Source organism: Acidimicrobiales bacterium (assembly GCA_040219515.1).
GTDB lineage: Bacteria > Actinomycetota > Acidimicrobiia > Acidimicrobiales > Aldehydirespiratoraceae > JAJRXC01.
Window position 1 is genome coordinate 27,039 of sequence record JAVJSI010000013.1, and the last position, 18,671, is coordinate 45,709.

Annotated in this window: 16 protein-coding genes; 5 read left to right on the plus strand and 11 right to left on the minus strand. The window is 68.3% G+C overall.

What is annotated here, in order from left to right:
- Positions 1-75 precede the first annotated feature (75 nt).
- Positions 76-1,392 (minus strand): DUF222 domain-containing protein, encoded by a 1,317-nt coding sequence (locus RIB98_12530; protein MEQ8841797.1) that lies wholly within the window; start codon positions 1,390-1,392, stop codon positions 76-78.
- A 218-nt stretch (positions 1,393-1,610) separates the two neighbouring features.
- Here RIB98_12530 and RIB98_12535 point away from each other — a divergent pair, with 218 nt between their 5' ends.
- Positions 1,611-2,786, plus strand: coding sequence for a steroid 3-ketoacyl-CoA thiolase (locus RIB98_12535; GenBank protein ID MEQ8841798.1), 1,176 nt, complete (start codon positions 1,611-1,613; stop codon positions 2,784-2,786).
- Positions 2,787-2,796: 10 nt separating this feature from the next.
- On the opposite strand, the gene RIB98_12540 is transcribed toward RIB98_12535, so the two are convergent.
- Together RIB98_12540 and RIB98_12545 are read right to left on the minus strand one after the other, a co-directional pair.
- Positions 2,797-3,888 carry an LLM class flavin-dependent oxidoreductase gene (locus RIB98_12540; GenBank protein MEQ8841799.1) on the minus strand — a complete coding sequence of 364 codons (1,092 nt, stop codon included), beginning with the start codon at positions 3,886-3,888 and terminating at the stop codon, positions 2,797-2,799.
- A gap of 11 nt (positions 3,889-3,899) precedes the next feature.
- Complete coding sequence (locus RIB98_12545; protein ID MEQ8841800.1) at positions 3,900-4,802, minus strand: aldo/keto reductase; 903 nt, start codon at positions 4,800-4,802, stop codon at positions 3,900-3,902.
- 21 nt (positions 4,803-4,823) lie between these two features.
- Between RIB98_12545 and RIB98_12550 the strand changes: the two genes are divergently transcribed.
- Together RIB98_12550 and RIB98_12555 are read left to right on the plus strand one after the other, a co-directional pair.
- On the plus strand, positions 4,824-5,891 hold the full coding sequence (locus tag RIB98_12550; GenBank protein ID MEQ8841801.1) for a Gfo/Idh/MocA family oxidoreductase: 1,068 nt from the start codon (positions 4,824-4,826) through the stop codon (positions 5,889-5,891).
- Positions 5,888-6,544, plus strand: a complete 657-nt coding sequence (locus RIB98_12555) for a hypothetical protein (GenBank protein MEQ8841802.1) — start codon at positions 5,888-5,890, stop codon at positions 6,542-6,544. Before RIB98_12550 ends, RIB98_12555 begins: the two co-directional genes overlap by 4 nt.
- A gap of 42 nt (positions 6,545-6,586) precedes the next feature.
- Here the strand turns inward: RIB98_12555 and RIB98_12560 are convergent, their stop codons facing one another.
- From RIB98_12560 to RIB98_12580, 5 genes are read right to left on the minus strand one after another with little or no spacing between them, the layout of a single operon-like run.
- The gene (locus RIB98_12560; protein MEQ8841803.1) at positions 6,587-7,144 is read right to left on the minus strand and encodes an AAA family ATPase; all 558 of its coding nucleotides are present in this window, start codon (positions 7,142-7,144) and stop codon (positions 6,587-6,589) included.
- Between the two features lie 47 nt (positions 7,145-7,191).
- The gene (locus tag RIB98_12565) at positions 7,192-7,725 is read right to left on the minus strand and encodes a type II toxin-antitoxin system VapC family toxin (GenBank protein MEQ8841804.1); all 534 of its coding nucleotides are present in this window, start codon (positions 7,723-7,725) and stop codon (positions 7,192-7,194) included.
- Positions 7,625-8,824, minus strand: a complete 1,200-nt coding sequence (locus tag RIB98_12570) for a CaiB/BaiF CoA-transferase family protein (protein MEQ8841805.1) — start codon at positions 8,822-8,824, stop codon at positions 7,625-7,627. Before RIB98_12570 ends, RIB98_12565 begins: the two co-directional genes overlap by 101 nt.
- Entirely contained in the window at positions 8,821-9,654 is an 834-nt protein-coding gene (locus RIB98_12575; GenBank protein ID MEQ8841806.1) for an enoyl-CoA hydratase, read from the minus strand. Before RIB98_12575 ends, RIB98_12570 begins: the two co-directional genes overlap by 4 nt.
- Positions 9,651-10,853 carry an acyl-CoA dehydrogenase family protein gene (locus tag RIB98_12580; GenBank protein ID MEQ8841807.1) on the minus strand — a complete coding sequence of 401 codons (1,203 nt, stop codon included), beginning with the start codon at positions 10,851-10,853 and terminating at the stop codon, positions 9,651-9,653. Before RIB98_12580 ends, RIB98_12575 begins: the two co-directional genes overlap by 4 nt.
- A 68-nt stretch (positions 10,854-10,921) precedes the next feature.
- Here RIB98_12580 and RIB98_12585 point away from each other — a divergent pair, with 68 nt between their 5' ends.
- Both RIB98_12585 and RIB98_12590 read left to right on the plus strand, forming a co-directional pair.
- Positions 10,922-11,956 carry an acyl-CoA dehydrogenase family protein gene (locus RIB98_12585; GenBank protein MEQ8841808.1) on the plus strand — a complete coding sequence of 345 codons (1,035 nt, stop codon included), beginning with the start codon at positions 10,922-10,924 and terminating at the stop codon, positions 11,954-11,956.
- Positions 11,957-11,991: 35 nt separating this feature from the next.
- Positions 11,992-13,239 carry a phytanoyl-CoA dioxygenase family protein gene (locus RIB98_12590; protein ID MEQ8841809.1) on the plus strand — a complete coding sequence of 416 codons (1,248 nt, stop codon included), beginning with the start codon at positions 11,992-11,994 and terminating at the stop codon, positions 13,237-13,239.
- A 4-nt stretch (positions 13,240-13,243) separates the two neighbouring features.
- Here RIB98_12590 and RIB98_12595 read toward each other — a convergent pair whose 3' ends face one another.
- From RIB98_12595 to RIB98_12605, 3 genes are all read right to left on the minus strand, one after another.
- Entirely contained in the window at positions 13,244-17,062 is a 3,819-nt protein-coding gene (locus RIB98_12595) for an EAL domain-containing protein (protein MEQ8841810.1), read from the minus strand.
- Between the two features lie 83 nt (positions 17,063-17,145).
- Positions 17,146-17,586: a hypothetical protein gene (locus RIB98_12600; GenBank protein ID MEQ8841811.1), complete on the minus strand. Its 441-nt coding sequence runs from the start codon at positions 17,584-17,586 to the stop codon at positions 17,146-17,148.
- Entirely contained in the window at positions 17,583-18,668 is a 1,086-nt protein-coding gene (locus RIB98_12605) for an alcohol dehydrogenase catalytic domain-containing protein (protein ID MEQ8841812.1), read from the minus strand. The genes RIB98_12600 and RIB98_12605 overlap by 4 nt, the downstream gene beginning before the upstream one ends.
- Positions 18,669-18,671: the final 3 nt, after the last annotated feature.

The following is an 18,671-nucleotide window of genomic DNA, read 5'->3' on the forward strand; positions in this document are numbered from 1 at the left end:
CACTTCCGGGCCCTCGCCCCCGGAGGCGAGTTCCTGGAGATCGCCCATGTGCGGGCGAAATCGAACCGGGCTGACTCAGGCCGCGTCGGCTTGGTCGTCGTCGGTTTCGTGGCGTGGGTTGGGCCAGTGGGTTTGGTGGTTGGGGATTGGTTGGCCGTTGGGGCGGGTGAGTTCCCACTCGCCCGTTTCGGTGCGCCAGGCGTGGTAGCCGCGTTGTTTGGTGCGGTTGTGTGTCCCGCAGGCGGGTGCCCCGTTGTCGGGGTTGGTTCTGCCGGGGTCTTGGCCGGTGGTGGGGGTCCATGGGGTGAGGTGGTCGATCTGGCATTTGGTGGCGGGGACCCAGCAGCCGGTCCAGTAGCAGGCGGTCTCGGCGAGGAGGGCGGCGTGGCGGGCGTTGCCGGTGAAGAGTCGGTTGCGGCGGCCGAGGTCGGTGACGACGCCGGCGGCGTTGGTGACGACCCGCCGGACGTGGTCGACCAGAGTCTGGGCGACGATTTCGGCGGGGTTGACGTAGGTGCCGTCGAGGGTGCGCGAGAACCGGTTGCGGTCGGTCGGATCCAACGGGGCAGGGGTGGCGCCGACCAGTTTGGCGAGGTGGTGTTCGTAGGTGGTGTGGTCGATGACGAGGTCGGTGGTGGTGTCGAGGGGTTGGTTGTCGGGGCCGACCGCGGCGCCGCGGCGAACCAGTTCCATGAAGGCGTCGTAGCGGAGCTGTGTGTCGGTGCGGAGGAGGTGTTGGCGCCAGTTGTCGCCGTGCTCGGCTTGCGCGCGCTCGATGTCGGCGAGCCGTAGCGCGTCGACGAGATGAGAGAGGGTTTCGTCGAGTTGTGCGCCGTCGAGGCTGAGGAGGCGGCCTCTCAGGTCCCAGAAGCCGTTGAAGTCCTGCACGGTCTTGATCGAGCGGCGGCGCCAGCGTCGGTTGGTGTTGTCGTGGGCGCCGTCGTGGTCGACATGGTTGACCCATTGCACACAGAACGTGTCGAAGTCGGGGTACTCGAGCTCGCGGGCGGCGAGAAGGAATTCGTCTTCGCACACGGTCAGGTACTCGCGGACCCGAGGGTTGGCCCACACCGCGGCGATGCGCCGTACTTGGTCGGTGCCGACGAGACCATCGCCGTAACACTCCGCCACCGCCGGCAACCCGCGCAGGCATTTCATGACCCGGTCACGCTGAAACGCCTCGGACCCCGACAACTGTCCGTGCACCCGCATCATGATCTTGGCCGAGAAATGCGCGTCGGCCAGAAACACCCCGGTGCGGTCGATCCGGTCCAGCAACGCCACCCGGCGGGCATCCAGGCGGCGGGCCTCACGCTCGAGAGAAGCGATCTCGGCCGCGGCGGTATCGGCATCGAATTCCTCCGTCTCGAAACACCCGTCAGTAGCGAACATACGTTCGACTCTAGTGAGTGGGTATGACAGCCAGATCAGCCGAAGACTCACGCACTGATCGTTTGTGCTTCCCTCGAACTTGATGGAGTTGCCCACCGTAGGGGTGGTCAACTCGCCTCAATTTCGGGGGTTCGGGGGTGTGGGTGGAGCTGGCGGTCTTGCGTTGGGGGCGTGTGCGGAACACGCTGGAGCGTCACCTCGAGAGAGAGAAGTCCGCCATGACCGACGTCGTGATCGTCGAAGCCGTCCGTTCCGCCGTGGGCAAGAAGAACGGCACCCTGGGTCACACCCACCCGACCGACTTGCTGGGCACGGTGCAGATGGCGTGTCTCGAACGGGCCGGGGTGGACAGCGCCGACGTCGACCAGGTGGTCGGCGGGTGCATCAACCAGATCGGGGCGCAGGGAATGAACGTCACCCGCACGGCGTGGCTGAGTCACGGCGGCGACGAGAACACGGCGTGTTCGACGGTCGATTCGCAGTGCGGGTCGAGCCAGCATGCGGTGAACCTCGCGTACTCCCTGATCGCGTCGGGCGTGGAGGACGTCGTGCTGGCCTGCGGGGTCGAGGTGATGACGATGCTGCCGGTCGGGTCGAACACGGCCAACGGTCCCGGGCGTCCGGTGAGCCGCAGCTACTTCGATCACTACGAGTTCACCTCGCAGTTCGAGGGGGCCGAACGGATCGCCACGAAGTACGGCATCACCCGCGACGACACCGACGCATTCGGGCTCGAGTCGCAGGAACGCGCCGCCCGTGCCCGCGACGAGGGTCGCTTCGAGACGCAGATCGTGCCGGTCGACGCGGTGCTGGTCGACGACGAGGGCAAGAAGACCGGCGACACGGTGGAATTCGCCCGCGACGAGGTGCCGCGCGACACGAGCCGCGAGGCGCTGGCCAACCTGAAGCCGGTCGCGCGGGAGGACGGCATCCACACCGCCGGCACGTCGTCGCAGATCTCCGACGGCGCCGCTGCGGTGCTCATGATGTCGGCCGAGAAGGCAGCCGAGCTCGGCCTCAAGCCGCGTGCCCGCGTGGCCCAGACCGCGCTCGTCGGCTGCGATCCGGTCCTCATGCTCGAGGGGCCGATCCCGGCGACCGAACGGGTGCTCAGCCGTGAGGGCATCTCGATCGACGACGTCGACGTGTTCGAGGTGAACGAGGCGTTCGCCTCGGTGGTGCTCGCCTGGGCCAAGGCCACCGGTGCCGACCTCGAGAAGACGAACCCCAACGGCGGTGCCATCGCCCTCGGTCACCCGCTCGGCGGCACTGGCTGCATCCTCACCACCAAGGCGCTGCACGAGCTCGAACGAACCGACGGTGAGTGGGGCCTCATCTCCATGTGCTGCGGTGGCGGACTCGGCACCGGCACGCTGATCCAGCGCCTGCCCTGACGAATCCGGCTTACGCGCTCGACGAGAGCCTCGGCCGGAGCGGGGCGTGGTCGATGGCGGGCAAGACGTGTTCGGCCACGAGGTCGCACTCGGCCAGGTGGGTGTAGCCCGACAGGATGAAGGCGTCGACACCCACTGCTCGGTAGGCGCGCAGCTTGGCGACCACTTGGTCCGGGTCGCCCACGATGGCGGCGCCGGCCCCGCTGCGGGCGCGGCCGATGCCGGTCCACAGGTTGGGCTCGGCGTAGCCGTCGTCGTCGGCGGCGTCGCGCAGCTCGGCCTGGCGGGACACACCCACCGATGCGGCGTCGAGTGATCGGTTGCGGATCGTGGCGCCGGTGTCGTCGTCGAGCTGCGACACGAGTCGGTCGGCCGCGGCTCGGGCTTCGGACTCGGTTTCGCGGACGATGACATGGGCGCGCAATCCGTAGCGGAGCGTCCGATCGAACCGTGCGGCTCGCGTCCGCATGTCGACGATCGTCTCGCCGACCGAGGCGACGGTGTCGGGCCAGGTGAGGAACACGTCGGCGCACTCCGCCGCCGTTTCCTTGGCGGCTTCGCTGAATCCGCCGAAGTACATCGGCGGGCAGCCCGTCCCCTCGGTGGCGATGCGGGGCGGATCGAGCGCGAGATCGACGAAGTCGCCGTGCATCTCGAGCCGCTCACCGTCGAGCAGCTGCCGGAGTCCGTGCATGAACTCGCGGGTGCGTTGGTAGCGGGGTTCGCTGTCGAGCGACTGGCCGGGGAGGTCCGACGAGATGATGTTGATCGTGAGGCGCCCCCCGCACATCTGGTCGAGGGTGGCGAGCTGACGGGCGAGCTGCGGCAACCACATCTCGCCGACCCGCACGGCCAGCAGCAGATGGATCTGCTCGGTCGACGGACCCACGCCGCCGGCGAACGCAACCGAGTCGATGCCGAGCTGGTAGCCCGACGGCAGGAGGATGTTGTCGAAGCCGTGGCGATCGGCCGCGAGCGTGATGTCGCGGCAGTGCGACCACGAGCTGCGCAGCAGATCATCGGGTACGCCGAGGAACTCGTAGTCGTCGTCGCACAGGGCGGCGAACCAGCTGATCTCGACCGGCTCGGCTCTCTCGCTCACGGCGCTCTCGTTCACGGAAGCGGCACGCCTTCGGACGCCTGGACGATGGCGTAGACGTCGGCCCGGTCCAGCATCACGCCCAGCGCAGTGGCTGCGGTGGCGAGGCGGGCCGGGGTCTGGGTGCCGAGGATCGCCACCGGTGCCGATGGGTGGGCGAGCACGAAGGCGAGGCAGATCGCGGCGCGGTCGACGTTCTCACGCTCGGCCAGGTCGTCGAGCACCGCGAGCAACTCGGGGCGGATGCCCTCGCCCGACACGAGGCGACCGCCGGCCAGCGGGCTCCAGGCCAGCGGCACGACGCCGTCACGCAGGCAGAGGTCGAACGTGCCGTCGCGCAGCGGCGTGAGCACGGCGGGGGAGTATTCGGGTTGGGTGGTGAGGATCGGGAAGGGGAGGTGGGCGGCCAGTGCTTCGTGTTGCGCGGGCGTGTGGTTGGAGACGCCGACCTCACGGATCTTGCCCTTCTCCCGCAGCCGGGTGAGCGTGGCCGCGACGTCGGCGGGATGAGAGAAGAGATCGGGTCGGTGGATCTGGTAGACATCGATCACGTCGGTCTGGAGACGGCGCAGGCTCGCGTCGCAGGCCGCCTCGAGCGCGAGCGGACTCGAGTCATACGGCGTGGGTGGCACGATGCCGCCCTTGGTCGCCAGCACCATGCGTTCGCGAAGCGAGGGGGCTGACGCCAGCACCGCGCCCAGCACCTCCTCGTTGGCGCCGAACCCGCCGCCGCCCCAGTCGAATCCGTAGACGTCGGCGTTGTCGATGAGGTTGAGCCCGAGGTCGAGGGCGGTCTCCACGAGCGCGCGAGCGTCGTCGGTCACCGAGGTGGTCAGGCGCCAACACCCGAAGGCAAGTGGGCCGACCTCGAAGGGCCCGATCGTGCGGGCCGCGGTGTTGATCAGCGAAACAGTCATCGCCCGTAAGGTACTCATCTCATGGATTTGCGCTACGGGATCATCGGAACCGGGATGATGGGTGTCGAGCACATCCACAACCTCCTGCATGTCGAGGGTGCCATCATCACGGCGCTGGCCGACCCTCATCAGGCGAGCCGCGACACCGCCGCAGCGCTGGTTCCCGACGCTGCGGTCCACACCGACCACGTGCGCCTGATCGCCGACGGTGGGTGTGATGCGGTCGTCGTGGCATCGCCGAACATGACCCATGTCGACGTGCTGCGCGATGTGTTGGCCACCGACCTCCACGTGCTCGTGGAGAAGCCGCTCTGCACGACGGTCGACGACTGCTACGCCGTGCTCGACCTCGCCGAAGGTCGCGACGCGCTCACGTGGGTCGGCCTCGAATACCGCTACATACCCCAGATCGCCCGGCTGATCGACGAGGTCGACGGTGGCGCCGTCGGGCGACCCCGGATGGTCGCCATCCGCGAGCACCGGTTCCCGTTCCTCGAGAAGGTGGGCGACTGGAATCGGTTCTCGCGCAACACCGGCGGCACGCTGGTGGAGAAGACGTGTCACTTCTTCGACCTGATGTGTCGGCTCATGCCCGGGGAACCGGTGCGGGTGATGGCGAGCGGGGCCCAGGACGTGAACCATCTCGACGAGATCTACGACGGCGAGGTGCCCGACATCCTCGACAACGCGTTCGTGATCGTGGAGTTCGACGACGGCGGCCGAGGCATGCTCGACCTCTGCATGTTCGCCGAAGCGACCCATCACCAGGAGGAGCTGAGCGTGGTGGGCGCCGCCGGCAAGGTCGAGACGTCGGTGCCCGAACCCATCGTGCGCATCGGCCGCCGCGGGGAGCACTGGATCGGCGGGGTCGAGGCCCACGAGGTCCATGACGAGTCGGTGGCCTACGAGGGCTACCACGACGGTTCGTCGTATCTCGAACACCTGCGCTTCCGGGACGCGATCCGAGAAGGTCGCCCTCCGGAGGTGTCACTCGAGGACGGGCTCCGGTCGGTCGCCATCGGCGCCGCTGCGCATCGCTCGATCGACGAGGGTCGCATCGTCGCCCTGTCGGAGTTCCTGCGGTCATGAGCGGCATCGACGAGACATCGCATTTCGCCCAGGCGCTCGCAGCGCTGACAGCGGAAGACACCGAACTGGCGGCCGATCAGATCGCTCGGGCCGAGCGGCAGGCGCGCCAGCTGAAGCAGTACTCGATCCGGTGGATCGCGGAGTTGCTGTCGTGGATCGGGGAGACCGAAGGCGAAGCTGCGGTCGAGGCCGCGCTGCGCCGGTTCGGCGACCGCAATCTTGCCGACCGGGCCGAGGCCGAGAACGACTGGTGGTCGGTGCCGGCCGAGGTGCGAGCCAAGGTCGTGGCCCGGGCGATGCTGGCCAACGGCGCCGACGTCGAACTCGCCGAAGACGACGAGAAGATCGTGATGTCGTTTCGCTGCGGCAGCGGCGGGTGGCTCATCGATTCCGGGGCCTACGAGGGCGACGACGCCCTGATGACGCTCACCGAGCCGGGCCCGCGCACCTTCGGCCGCGACTCGATGTGGGTCTACTGCGCCCATTGCTCGGTGAACAACGAGATGCAGTCGGTGGAGACGACCGGCCGACTGACCTCGGTCGAGTTCCCTCCGGAGCAGGCCGGTGATCCCTGTGTGCATCACGTCTACCGACGAGTGGAGGACGTGCCGGAGGAGATCTACCTGCGGATCGGGAAACGCAAGCCCGAGTAGCGTCCCGCCTCGCTACGGCAGGAAGTGCTCGAAGCCGCTCTCTCAGGCGTCGAGATCGAGCGCCGCGGCGAATCGCCGGTAGGTGCGGTCGACGTCACCTCGAATGACCTCGACTCGCCGGGTCGCGGGACGATGCTCGACGACGTCGACGAACGCGTGGTACATCCGGCCGACCGGGTCGGCGTCGTCGGAGCGATCGACCAGCGCGGCGGCGTCGTGGTGGGTCGGGTCGCTCGGGGTTGCTCGACGCTGGGCGAATGCGTCGAGTGCGCTCGCGCGATCGAGCCACAGAGCGGCTTCGACGAACGTCGACCGGGTGCGCGCAGCGACGTCGGACAGCTGATCGATGAACTCGGGGCGGCCGAGGAACTGCGGCACGATCACATCGTGTCCCGCCGCGAGGTGCGTCTCGGCCATCGCCAGTGCGAGTGAGCGAGCGCTCGCCCCCGCCTTCGAAGGGTCATCGAGCCATGCACCGAGCATGCTCCGAACGACATCGATGTCGAGGTTCAGAGCGAGTGGGCGGGTGTCGACGAAACGTCGAGCGATCGTCGACTTCCCGCTCGCCGGCGGACCGTTCAGCAGTACGAGCAGCGCCATGCCCTCAGCGTAGGTGTGAAGCGGAACGCCACTGCGACGCGAGCTCGTCAGTGGATTGTCGCGGGGGCAACAGCCAGACCGGCGGCTGTGGCGGCGGCGTGGAGACGTCGATCCCAGACGGTCACCGTGAGGGCTGCATCTCCCAGGATGAGCGCGCTCGCGAGGTGGACGGCGTCGGCGCCACGAAGCGCGTGGACCGCCGCGAGTTCGCCGGCGAGCCGCTCGACCTCGGTGGACAACTCGACGGGGCGCATCGCTGACCAGAAGGCCTCCCATTCCTCACGGGCCGCGCCGGCCTCGGAGCGCGTGAGGTCGTGGTTGCGGCCGGCAGATGCGAGCGCGGCGCACACCTCGGGGTGCGCCAACCGGCTGGAGAGCGCAGCGTCGCATCCGTTCCAGAGCGCCACCACCACCTCGGACCCGGGCTCGTCCACGACGAGTTTGACGAGCGCGCTCGAGTCGATACAGACGAGCCCCCGCTCAGACGATGGCCTCGGCCCGGAGACGAGCGATCTCCGGGGCGGCCAGGGCGAGCACGGTCGACAGCACCTCGTCGGTGTGCTCGCCGAGCCGGGGGGCACCGGTGGGCGCCTCGTGGGCCTGTCCGGCGAGGCGGGGAAAGGGGGCCTGCTGGCGGACGGCGCCGATGATCGGGTCGACGACCGAGAGGATGTCGCCGCGGGCGAGGACGTGTTCGTCGTTGCTCAGGTCGGCGGCGTCGTAGACCGTGCCCACGGGTACGTCGTGGGCCACGCACCGTTCCTCGATCTCGGCCGCGGTAGAGGCCGCGACCCAGTCGGCGACGATCTGGTTGATCGCCTCGTTGTTCGCGGCACGACCCTGCGGCGTGGCGTAGCGCTCGTCGGCGAGGAGATCGTCGCGGTCCATCGCGGCACACAGGCGCACGAAGTTGTTCTGGGCGGCGGCCACGATACAGACGTAGCGGTTGTCGCTGCTTCGATAGTTGTCGAGTGGTGCGGAGTGGTCGAGCCGGTTGCCGGTGCGGGAGCGCACGATGCCGAGCTTGTCGTAGGCGGCGATCGTCCATTCGAGGATGCGCAGGGCCGAGCCGTAGAGGTAGGCGTCGATCACGCCGCCCTCGCCGGTGCCGCGGGCGTCTCGTTCGTAGAGCAGGGCCAGCGCGGCCTGGGCCGCGAACACGCCGGTGAGGTAGTCGGTCACGGTCACGCCCGGCCGCACCGGCGGGCGGTCGGGTTCGCCGGTGAGGTGGAGCAGCCCGCCGTAGGCGACACCGTTGCGGTCGAGCCCGGGTCGCAGCGACTTGGGACCGTCCTGGCCGAACACGCTGATGCGGATGGTGACGAGCTTCGGGTCGAGGCGGGTGGGGTCGATGTTCCAGCGCTCGAGGGTGCCGGGGCGGAAGTTCTCGCAGACCACGTCGGACTCGGCGGCGAGGCGGCGGAAGAGCTCCTGACCCTCGGGCTTGCGGAGATCGAGGGTGACCGACTTGCGGCCCCGCCCCTCGACCGACCAGTAGAGCGAATACGGGCCCTCGTCGGTGTCGACGAACGGGCCGAGATCGCGTAGAGGGTCGCCGCCATCGGGCTGCTCGATCTTGATGACCTCGGCGCCCTGCTCGCCGAGCAGTCCGGCACAGAACGGCGCCGCGATCCGGGTGCCGAGATCGAGGACCCGCAGGCCCTCGAGCGGTCGCCTCACGCGTTGTCCTGGTGTTCGGCGAACACTTCCTTCATCGAGCCCTTTGACTTGCGGGCCTCGAGCGCGTCGAGCGCAGTGGCGGTGTTGTGCATCCAGTGGTGTGCCTGGAAGTGGTAGTCCCACGAGTCGCGCTGGCCCTGGAGATCGAGCGTCTTGTTGATCGATCGTTTCACCACCTGGGCGGTGGCCGGCGGGACCAGGGCGATCCGGCCGGCGAGTTCGGCCGCGGCGGTGGCCAGCTCGTCGCGGGGCACGACCCGGTTGACCATGCCCAATCGCTCAGCCTCGGCGGCACTGAAGGTCTCGGCCGCGAGCAGGAACTCCTTGGCCTTGCGGGCCGGCATCTCCCATGGTTCGACCAGGATCTCCACCGCGGCGCCGGTCATCCGCAGGACCGGGTTCTGGAACGAGGCGTCGTCGCTCGCCACGATGAGGTCGCACATGCATGCGAGCATCACGCCGGCCGCGATGCACTTGCCCTGGACGGCGGCGATGGTGGGCTTGCGGAAGTCGCGCAGGCGAAGGCAACGGTCGAAGTACATCGTCTTCTCGTGGTGCCACTTGCCTTCGGGGGTTTCGCGCATGAGCCGCCACTCGTCGGGCTCGGTGTCGCCCACGAGGGCCTTCAGGTCGTGGCCGGCCGACCAGTGCTTGCCGTTGGCGGCGAGCACGACGACGCGCACGGCATCGTCGGCGTCGGCCCGGTCGAGGGCGGCGTCGAGCTCGTCGATCATCGCGGTGTTCTGCGCGTTGGCGACCTCGGGTCGATCGAGGGTGATCGTGCAGATCGCATCGTCGACCGCGTAGGTGATCGTGTGGAACTCGTTCATCTCTTCATGCTTTCAGGTGGGAGCGGTTCGCGGGGGAGGCCGAGGGTGCGTTCGCCGATGATGTTGCGCTGGATCTCGTTCGTGCCGGCGAAGATCGACGCGGCTCGGTAGTAGAGCCACGACCGTTGCCAGCGACCGTCGGCGGGGTTGCCCTCGGCGCCGCGCCACAGCGGCGCCTCGTCGCCCAGGATGTCCATCGCCGTGTGGTGGAGGCGCTGGCTCATCTCGCTCCAGTAGAGCTTGGCGGTTGCCGCTTCGGGTCCGAGTTCGCGACCGTTGGCGAGCCGGCTGAGTGAGCGCCAGTTCTGGAGCTGGAACAGGCGGAGCTCCACGAAGGACTGGGCGAGAGCCTGCGCAGTACGGGGATCGTCGGTGAGGCCACGATCGTCGGCCAGATGGAACAACTCGTCGAGAAGCTGCGTGTGGATGACGAGCTGGCGCGGGTTGGTGCCCCGCTCGTGGGTGAGCGTCGACCCCGATACGGCCCAGCCGCCGTGGAGCGGGCCGATCAGCTGGTCGTCGGCCACGAAGGTCCCGTCGAAGAACACCTCGTTGAAGTCGGCCTCGTCGGTGATCTGGCGCAGCGGCCGGATGTCGATGCCCGGTGCCCGCATGTCGACCATGAAGGCGGAGATGCCGTGCCGCTTCGGTGCATCGGGATCGGTGCGGGCCAGACACAGGCCCCAGTCGGCGAACTGGGCGTAGGACGTCCAGACCTTCTGGCCGTGGAGCTCCCACCCGCCGGCCACGGCAACCGCTCGGGTCGACAACGCGGCGAGGTCGGACCCGGCGTCGGGCTCGGAGAACAGCTGACAGAACAAATGGCCGGCATCGAGAATGCTCGGGAGCCAACGCAGCTTCTGCTCGTCGGTGCCGTGGGCCAGCACGGTGGGGCCGACCAGGTTGACGCCGATGCGGCCGACCAGCTCCGGGGCGCGGGCCCGGGCCAGCTCCTCCTGCACGATGTAGTGATCCAGTGGTCCGGCGTCGCGGCCGCCGTAGGCGATCGGCCAGGTGACCCCGACGAAGCCGGCGGCGGCCAGTCGGCCCTGCCACTCGCGGAGGAACTCGACCTCCTCGGACAGGTCGTCGAAGTGCGGGGGCAGGCCGACGCCGTACTCCCACGGCAAATTTGCCCGCAGCCACGCACGACACTCGGCCCGGAACGTCTCTTGTTCCTCGGTCGGTGACAGGTCCACGCCGCGGGTCTACCAGGCAGGTGACACAACTGTCAGAAATCTCCACCCCGATCTACGATGCCTCCCGCATGGACTTCGACCTGTCGCCCGACCAGGCTGCGCTGCGCGACGCGGCGCGGGACCTGTTGGACGCCCGCTGTCGTCCCGACCGGGTGCGGGCGGCGCGCGGATTCGACGTCGACCTCTGGGCCGCGATGGTCGAGCAGGGGTGGACGGGGATCGCCGTCGCCGAGTCGCTCGGCGGTGTCGGCCTCGGCCTGGTGGAGGTCGCCGTGCTCCTCGAACAGGCGGGCGCCCACCTGGCCCCGGTGCCCCTCACCCAGCAACTCCTGGGGCTGTCGGTGCTGGCCGGCACCGAGTGGGGCCCGTCGTTGCTCGACGGCAGTGCGGTGGCAACGGCCGCTCGGTCGCCCCTCACCCGTCATGGCGACGGGACGGTCTCGGGTCGACCCGAGCCGGTGATCCACGGCGCTCGGGCCGACGTGCTCGTCGTCCCCGCCGGCGACGAGCTCGTCGCCATCGATCTCCGAGGCATCGAGCGGACGGCTCAACCGTCGATGGACCTCACCCGTGAGCTGGCATGGATCGACCTCGACCATGCGCCCGCCATGGTCGTGGGCGGTGCGCAGGAGGTCGCCGCCCATCTCGACCGCGGTGCGGTTTTCCATGCCGCGGAGATGCTCGGTGGGGCCGAGGCAGTGATGCATCTTGCCGTCGACTACGCCAAGGAACGCGAACAGTTCGGGCGCCCGATCGGCAGCTTCCAGGCGGTCAAGCATCGTTGCGCCGACATGCTCGTCGACGTCGAGGGCATGCGGTCGGCGGTGTACCACGCGGCGTGGGCGCTGGGCGCCGGCGATGTGGAGGGACCGATCTCCGCGGCCACTGCCAAGGTGTGGTGCAGCGACGCCGGCGTTCGGGTGGCCGAATCCGCGCTCCAGGTACACGGCGGCATCGGGTTCACCTGGGAGAGCGACGTGCACCTGTTCCTGAAACGGGCCCAGCTCGATTCCGTCGCGTTCGGCGATGCCCGCCACCACCGTCGCCGTCTCGCCGCGCTGCTCTCGGCCCGTATGGAGAGTGGCGGCTCGGTCCTCGCGTGAACCACACTTGTCACAACCACACAGGAGGTCGCGTGATGTCGATCGATCATCGGACCCGGCTGTACAAGGACGAACGACCCTTGGCGCGCGACGAGGTGTTCGACGAGATCATCGTCACCGCGCTGCACACGCACGGCGACCTCGCCGGACGCGGCGCGACCTACAAGCAGGCACCCTCGCTCGGCTTCCATGTCGATGGCAGGGGCATCACGTTGTCGGTGCGTGACGGCGTGCTCATCGCCTCGGAGGGCACGGATGGCGCCGCGGTGGTGGCCGAGATGGCGGCCGACGCCCTGTCCGATCTCGTCCAGGATGTTCAGTCCACCATGGGCTTGGCCATGACCTCGCGGGTGCAGCTGCGGGCCGGCAACATCAACGAATGGATCGGATGGGAACCCATCCTGCGGGCGCTGTTCGACGGCCGTCGGGTGCACGAGACCGGCGATGTCACGTTCAGCGATCTCGACGGCAATCCGCTGGATCTTTCGCGCACCTTCACGATCGACGACGACCACGAGGAGATCGCCCACTTTCTGAGCGAGGCCGGATTCCTCCACATCGAGCAGGTGTTCGACGAGGGCGAGATGGCCGTAGTGGCCGACGACATCGACCACTGGATCGCGCAGGCCACCCCGGACGACGGCGAGTCGTGGTGGGCCACCGACGAGGACGGGCTGGACCAGGCCGTGCGGGTGCTCTTCTTCTACGAGAAGTCCGACGCCCTTCGCGAGCTGGTGAACGACGAGCGGTACCAATGGCTCGCCGGGCTCACGGGCGATGGCCACGTCCACAAGGGTGGGGCCGAAGGTCTGGTGAAGCCGCTGGGGATCGTGAAGGGCCTGTCGGACCTGCCCTGGCACAAGGACTGTGGCCAGGGCCGCCATTCGTACATGTGCAACTCGATGACGTGCGGCATCTCCGTCACCGGTGCCGATCGGGTCAGCGGTGCCCTCGGGGTGATCCCCGGTTCGCATCGGGCCAACACCATGGCCACTGGCCGAGACCCGTTGCTCGACCTTGCGCCGCGCATGCTCGAGACCCGCACCGGCGATGTCACCGTGCATTGCAGCGACACGCTGCATCGCGCCCACCCGCCCGTCGAACGTCCTCGCAAGGTCGTCTATTCGGGGTTCGGCTTGGCGCCGATGCCGGGTGACGAGGTCAAGGCCGATCCCCGCTACAGCCGAGAAGCGCGAGCCGAACTCACCAACGTCCAGGACCGGATATCAGCCGCCGACAACCCCGAGGCCGCCAACCGCTACACCCCGGGCCGAGGTCGCTGACCGTTCACTGCGTCGGCGGCAGCGCGGCCCGCGTCCCGATCCATGCCGCCGCCTCGTCCCCCGGAAGCGAGGGGCTCCAGAGGAATCCCTGGCCGTGGCGGCAGCCGAGCTTCCGCAGGAAGCGGGCCTGGTAGTCGTTCTCGACACCTTCAGCCACGATGTCGAGATCGAGCGTGGAAGCAAGAGCGACGATCGTGCGGACGATCGCGGTTCGCTCGGCCGACACGTGGAGCTCGCGCACGAAGGCGCGATCGATCTTGATCACGTCGATCGGGAGCCGGTCGAGGTAGCTGAGCGACGAGTAGCCGGTCCCGAAATCGTCGATGCTGACCTTGATGCCGTGGTTCCGCAGTCGCACGAGGGTGTCGGAGGATGTCTCGGTTTCGTGGAGCGCGGCGCTCTCCGTGACCTCGAGGTGCAGGTTGCGGAACGGGACCCCGTGAGATCGCATGAGATCCAGGACCGTGTCGACGAACTCGGGTCGGTCGAGTTGGCGGGCGGAGACGTTCACCGAGAGCCATACATCGCACGCAGTGTCGACCGCGCGCCAGCTCGCGAGCTGGGCGAGCGCCCGATCGAGCACCCAGCGGCCGATACGGACGATCAGGCCGCTCGCTTCCGCGATCGGGATGAATTCGGCCGGGGACACATCGCCGAACGCGTCGCTGGTCCAACGAAGGAGCGCTTCGAAGCCCGCAGCGGTGCCGTCGCCGAGATCGATCACCGGCTGGTACTCGACCCGCAACTCGTCGTTGTCGATGGCCCGGGCCAGCGCCGACTCGAGGTTGTGGAGACGATTGGCGGCCGCCCGGGAGGCGGGGTCGAACACCGCGATCTCCGAGCGACCGCACTGCTTCGCGAGGTGGACCGCGGCATCGGCGTGGCTCAACAGCGAGTCGACGTCGGTATCGGCCGTGGAGATCGCGACACCCACACAGCAGGACACGTGGAAGCGACGGTGGCCCAGCAGGATCTCGTCGTCGAGGGTCCGCTGGATGTCGGCGCCGAGCGCCTCCGCCTCCTCGGACGTGGCGACGTCGGTGCGGATCACGACGAACTCGTCCCCCCCGAAGCGGGCGACGATGTCAGTGCTTGGTAGCCCCTGTTCGAAGCGGCTACTGACGGCCTTGAGTACCTCGTCGCCGACGGTGTGACCGAGCGTGTCGTTGATCTGGTTGAACTGATCGAGGTCGAGCATTGCGACCGCCACCGACTGACCCTGGGGCCTCGTTCGAGCGAGGAGTTGGCCGACGGATCGCGCCAAACCGACTCGGTTTTCGAGGCCGGTCAGCGGGTCGTGGGACGCCTGATGTTCGAGAGTGAGCTGGGCGACCCGTTGTTCGGTGATGTCGAGCACGGTGCCGCAGATGATCCGGCCGCGGGAGAGATCGCTGGTGCGGGAAACGACCCATCGCACCTCGCCGTCGGGCCGGACGATGCGATGTGTCATTTCGACGTCGACCTCTCCGTCGACGATGCGGCGCATGGCGGTGGCGCACTCCTCTCGATCGTCCGGGTGCACCCACTCGAGGTCGATGCTGCCCGACGATTCGACGGGAAGGCCGAGGATGCGACACAGCTCCTCTGAGCGTGTGCTCCTGCCGGTGTCCAGGTCGAGTTCGAAACTTCCGAGCCGGGCACAGCGTTGGGCATCGGCCAAACGCCGACGCTCCTGGTCGATGCCCCGGTGGAGACGGAGTCGCTCGGTGATGTCGCGGGCGATGACGGAGATTCCGATCGTCGTGTGGTCGACTGAACGTCTGATCGGTGAGAAGGTCACCCCGAGCTCGATCGAATCGCCGTCCGGCCCGTCAGTGCGGAGCTCCAGACCGGTCACGGGTCCGCCGTCGGCGACTTGGCCGATCGTGGCCTCGACGACTGCTCGGTTCTCGCTGTCGAAGAGGTCCACCAGTTGTCGGCCGTTGAAGTCGCGACTCGAGGGGTCGAAGAGCTCGCGAGCCCGATGGTTCCAGGTGTCGACGGCACCGTTCAGATCGGCGGACACGACCGCATCGCCCGAGGACTCGACGATGGCCGAGAGTCGTGCCGTGATCTCCTCCGATCGGATTCGCTCGGTGATATCCGTGCCGACACCGATGGTGGCCACGTGTCCCCCGTCGTCATCGAAGACGGGCGTGTCGGATACCAGCAGAGGTATCTCGCGCCCGTCCTTTCCCACGATCCGGATCTCGCCATCCCACGGGAGGCCCCGCCTGAGTCGGTCCTGGATCTGGTCGCTGATCGACTCCCAACCCTCCGCCGCAGGAAGGAGTTCGGTCAGCGATCGGCCCAGAGCCTCGTCGCGTCGGTAACCGTAGAGCGCCGTGGCGGCCTCGTTCCAGTAGATGATCGCACCCGGCTGGTCGATGGCGACGACGGCCTGTCGCACCGCGTCGAGGAGGCGAGCCTGGAAGCGCACGGCGTCCTCGGCCTGCTTTCGATCGGTGATGTCGCGGAGGTTTCCGACGATCATCCCGACGTTGGGGTCCTCGAGAAGGTTGGTGGCGATCTCGTCGACCCAGCCCACCCGGCCGTCGGGCGTGACGATCCTGAACTCGGTGCGCACGCGGTCCTCGAGGTTCGGGATCGACATGAAGTCGCCGATCACCCGATCCCGGTCCGATGGGTGGATCATGTCGAAGCCGTTCAGGCCGACCAGCGCCTCGGGCGCCACACCGAAGACACGTTGGCTCGCCCGACTGACCCACTCGATCGTTCCGTCCTGGGCGAAGAACATCACGAGGTCGTTGGAGTTGGCCACCACGGCGTCGGTCATGGCCGACGCGATCACCCGCTTCGCCTCTGACCCGCGGGTGTTCGCGGCGGTGGGTTCGAAATGCCGTTCCGCATCAGCTGATGAACTCGGGGCGATCGGGAGAGGTGGGGCCGTGGTCGGCGGGCTCGTTTCGTTCTCGTACCTGCGACGCTTGTCGTCGTACATTCTGCGGTCGACGACGTCGAGGAGTTCGGCCGGGGTCAGGGAGCGGTCGACCTGGATCAGGCCGATCGATGCACCGAGCGCTACTTCGAGCGATCGGATCTGGAACGGTTGGGCGAGCGAGACCCGGAGTCGCTCAGCGAGCACCAGGGCTCCCTCTTCCGGGAGGTTCTCGCAGAGGAGAACGAACTCGTCGCCACCGAGACGCGCCACCATGTCGCCGTCTCGAACGATGCGTTGGGCGCGGGCGGCCACGAGTCCGAGTAGGTCGTCACCGATCTGGTGGCCGTGGTCGTCGTTGACCCTCTTGAAACCGTCGAGATCGAACAAGAAGAGCCAGCTCGGGTTCGGTCCGACCGCGTGCTCCCTGCGCAGGTTCTCCAGCCGGCGGGTCAGCGCCCGGCGGTTCGGGAGGCCGGTCAGCTCGTCGTGGTACGCCTCGAAGGACAGTCGGTCTCGACGCGCCTTTTCAGTGGTGATGTCGACGTGGAACACGATCGCGCCACCGCCGGTCGTCACCGGCGCGGACGATGCCTGCAGGAGGAACCAACGATCCTCGGTGGCCGTGGGACAGGGATACTCGAACTCGAAGTGCGTCGTTTCACCGGACAGTACCCGCCGGAGTCCACGCGCGATCGACCCGGCCACCGCGTCGCCGTCGGCTCCTGCCCGCTCGCAGAGCTTGACGTAGTTCGTCCCCGGTCCGGTCGTCGCGATCGTTCCCCCGTTCAGAGATGCGAACAGTCGCCACGCTGCGTTGGTGTCGACGATGGTGCCCTCGTTGTCGATGACGGCCGCAACGGCAGCCAGGTGTTCGAACGCGAAGGATCGAGCGTCGGTGACCGCCGGGGCGGTTCCGGTGCGCTCCTCGGATTCGGCGTTCATTTCACAGCCCTTCTGGCGCGAGACAGTCTCCTGTCGGCCGCGAGGGCTGTGCCTTTAACGAATGCCGTGACGGCGGCGGAAGGTCAGGTGTCGATCATCTCGAAGCACTGCACCTCGACCATCATGGGGAGCAGGTACCCGACGTAGAAGTTGTGGAGCTTCAGCACGCCGTGGTCCTCCACCTCGTAGTCGATCACATCGACTCGGTCGTCCCGTTCGGCGTAGGCCTTGGCCCGACCGAGCACCTCGTGGAGTTGGTCGACGGTGTCGACAGCGAGGCCGAAGTGATCGAGCCGGGGCGCGGACATCGGCTCGTCGTCGGCGATGAGGAACACGAATTGGTCATAGGCGTGCACGCCCATGACGAGGCGCTTGCGGTCCTCGGTCATGGTCGGGTGTTCGACCCAGCCGAACACGTCGGAGTAGAAGTCGACGATGTCGGTGCGGGACCGTTCGTCGAGGGCGTCGGCGGGCATGCTCATCGCCACGTGGTTGAAGCGGGCGGGGCCGCGGAACTCACTCATGTCGTCCTTCCCATCGGTCGCACCAGCGCTTTGCCGGCGATCGAGCCCGTCCGGAGACGGTGCATCGTTGCGAGCAGATCGTCGAGTCGCACCTCGTCGGGCGCCAGGAGATCGTCGAGGGGCAGACTGCCCGATCCGATGAGGGTGAGCGCGTCGGCGAAGCCGTCGGCGTCGTAGTTGAACGCGCCGGTGACCTCGAGTTCGTTGAGGATGACCCGGTTGGTGTCGAGCTGGGGAAGGTCGAGCCCCGTGCCCACGAGGACGAGGGTGCCGCCGGGCTTCAGCTGGGTGAGCGCAGTCTCGACGGCAGCCCGGGCGCCGGAGGTTTCGAAGACCACGTCGACGGCGTCGGCCGGCGCGGCGCCGGGGTGTGCGGTGATCTCGAGATCCTCGACGGCGCGGACCTCGGCGCCCAGTCGGTGGGCGAGGGCGGCACGGTGTTCGCCGGGCTCGACTGCGGCCGTGGCGATGCCGGCCCCGGCCAGCACGGCGATGATCGCCGCACCGATCGGTCCCGCGCCCATGACGAGCGCTCGTTGGTCGTGTCCACCCTCGGTGTGTACCCGCGGACCGGACCACGATGATCGGGGTGGATGCACGGACAAACCGGAGCGCGTGATGGCGTGGAGGGCGACGGCGAGCGGCTCGGTGTAGGCCGCGGCGCGAGCATCGACACCCGACGGTACGGGGAACAGGCGGTCGGCGCCGGCGGCGACGAACTCGGCGAAGGCGCCCCGTTCCGGGCCGGTTCCGGCCTCGGGTCGGTTGCGGCAGAGGCTGGTCCGCCCGGCCCGACAGAGCGCACACGAACCGCAGGCGGGCGAGGGCAGGCCGACGACGAGTGTGCCCGTTGCCAGGCCGGTGGTGCCGGGATCGTGTATCCGACCCGACCACTCGTGGCCGAAGACCGAGTCGGGCGGGCCCCAGCCGTCGAGCATCATGTGCAGATCGGTGCCGCAGATGCCGCAGTACTCGACCGCGACCAACGCGTCGGTTTCGCCTCCGGGTCGCGGGAGATCGACGACGTCGACCTCACCCCGCCGGCGATAGATCGCCGCTCTCATCGTGGGCTGGGTGGACATGGT

What these genes read in the sequence shown, in the direction of transcription:
- RIB98_12600 (MEQ8841811.1), bottom strand. Translation starts at nt 17,586, where the DNA reads ATGAGTGAGTTCCGCGGCCCCGCCCGCTTCAACCACGTGGCGATGAGC.
- RIB98_12535 (MEQ8841798.1), top strand. Translation starts at nt 1,611, where the DNA reads ATGACCGACGTCGTGATCGTCGAAGCCGTCCGTTCCGCCGTGGGCAAG.
- RIB98_12530 (MEQ8841797.1), bottom strand. Translation starts at nt 1,392, where the DNA reads ATGTTCGCTACTGACGGGTGTTTCGAGACGGAGGAATTCGATGCCGAT.
- RIB98_12585 (MEQ8841808.1), top strand. Translation starts at nt 10,922, where the DNA reads ATGGACTTCGACCTGTCGCCCGACCAGGCTGCGCTGCGCGACGCGGCG.
- RIB98_12560 (MEQ8841803.1), bottom strand. Translation starts at nt 7,144, where the DNA reads ATGGCGCTGCTCGTACTGCTGAACGGTCCGCCGGCGAGCGGGAAGTCG.
- RIB98_12605 (MEQ8841812.1), bottom strand. Translation starts at nt 18,668, where the DNA reads ATGTCCACCCAGCCCACGATGAGAGCGGCGATCTATCGCCGGCGGGGT.
- RIB98_12575 (MEQ8841806.1), bottom strand. Translation starts at nt 9,654, where the DNA reads ATGAACGAGTTCCACACGATCACCTACGCGGTCGACGATGCGATCTGC.
- RIB98_12545 (MEQ8841800.1), bottom strand. Translation starts at nt 4,802, where the DNA reads ATGACTGTTTCGCTGATCAACACCGCGGCCCGCACGATCGGGCCCTTC.
- RIB98_12590 (MEQ8841809.1), top strand. Translation starts at nt 11,992, where the DNA reads ATGTCGATCGATCATCGGACCCGGCTGTACAAGGACGAACGACCCTTG.
- RIB98_12550 (MEQ8841801.1), top strand. Translation starts at nt 4,824, where the DNA reads ATGGATTTGCGCTACGGGATCATCGGAACCGGGATGATGGGTGTCGAG.
- RIB98_12595 (MEQ8841810.1), bottom strand. Translation starts at nt 17,062, where the DNA reads ATGAACGCCGAATCCGAGGAGCGCACCGGAACCGCCCCGGCGGTCACC.
- RIB98_12555 (MEQ8841802.1), top strand. Translation starts at nt 5,888, where the DNA reads ATGAGCGGCATCGACGAGACATCGCATTTCGCCCAGGCGCTCGCAGCG.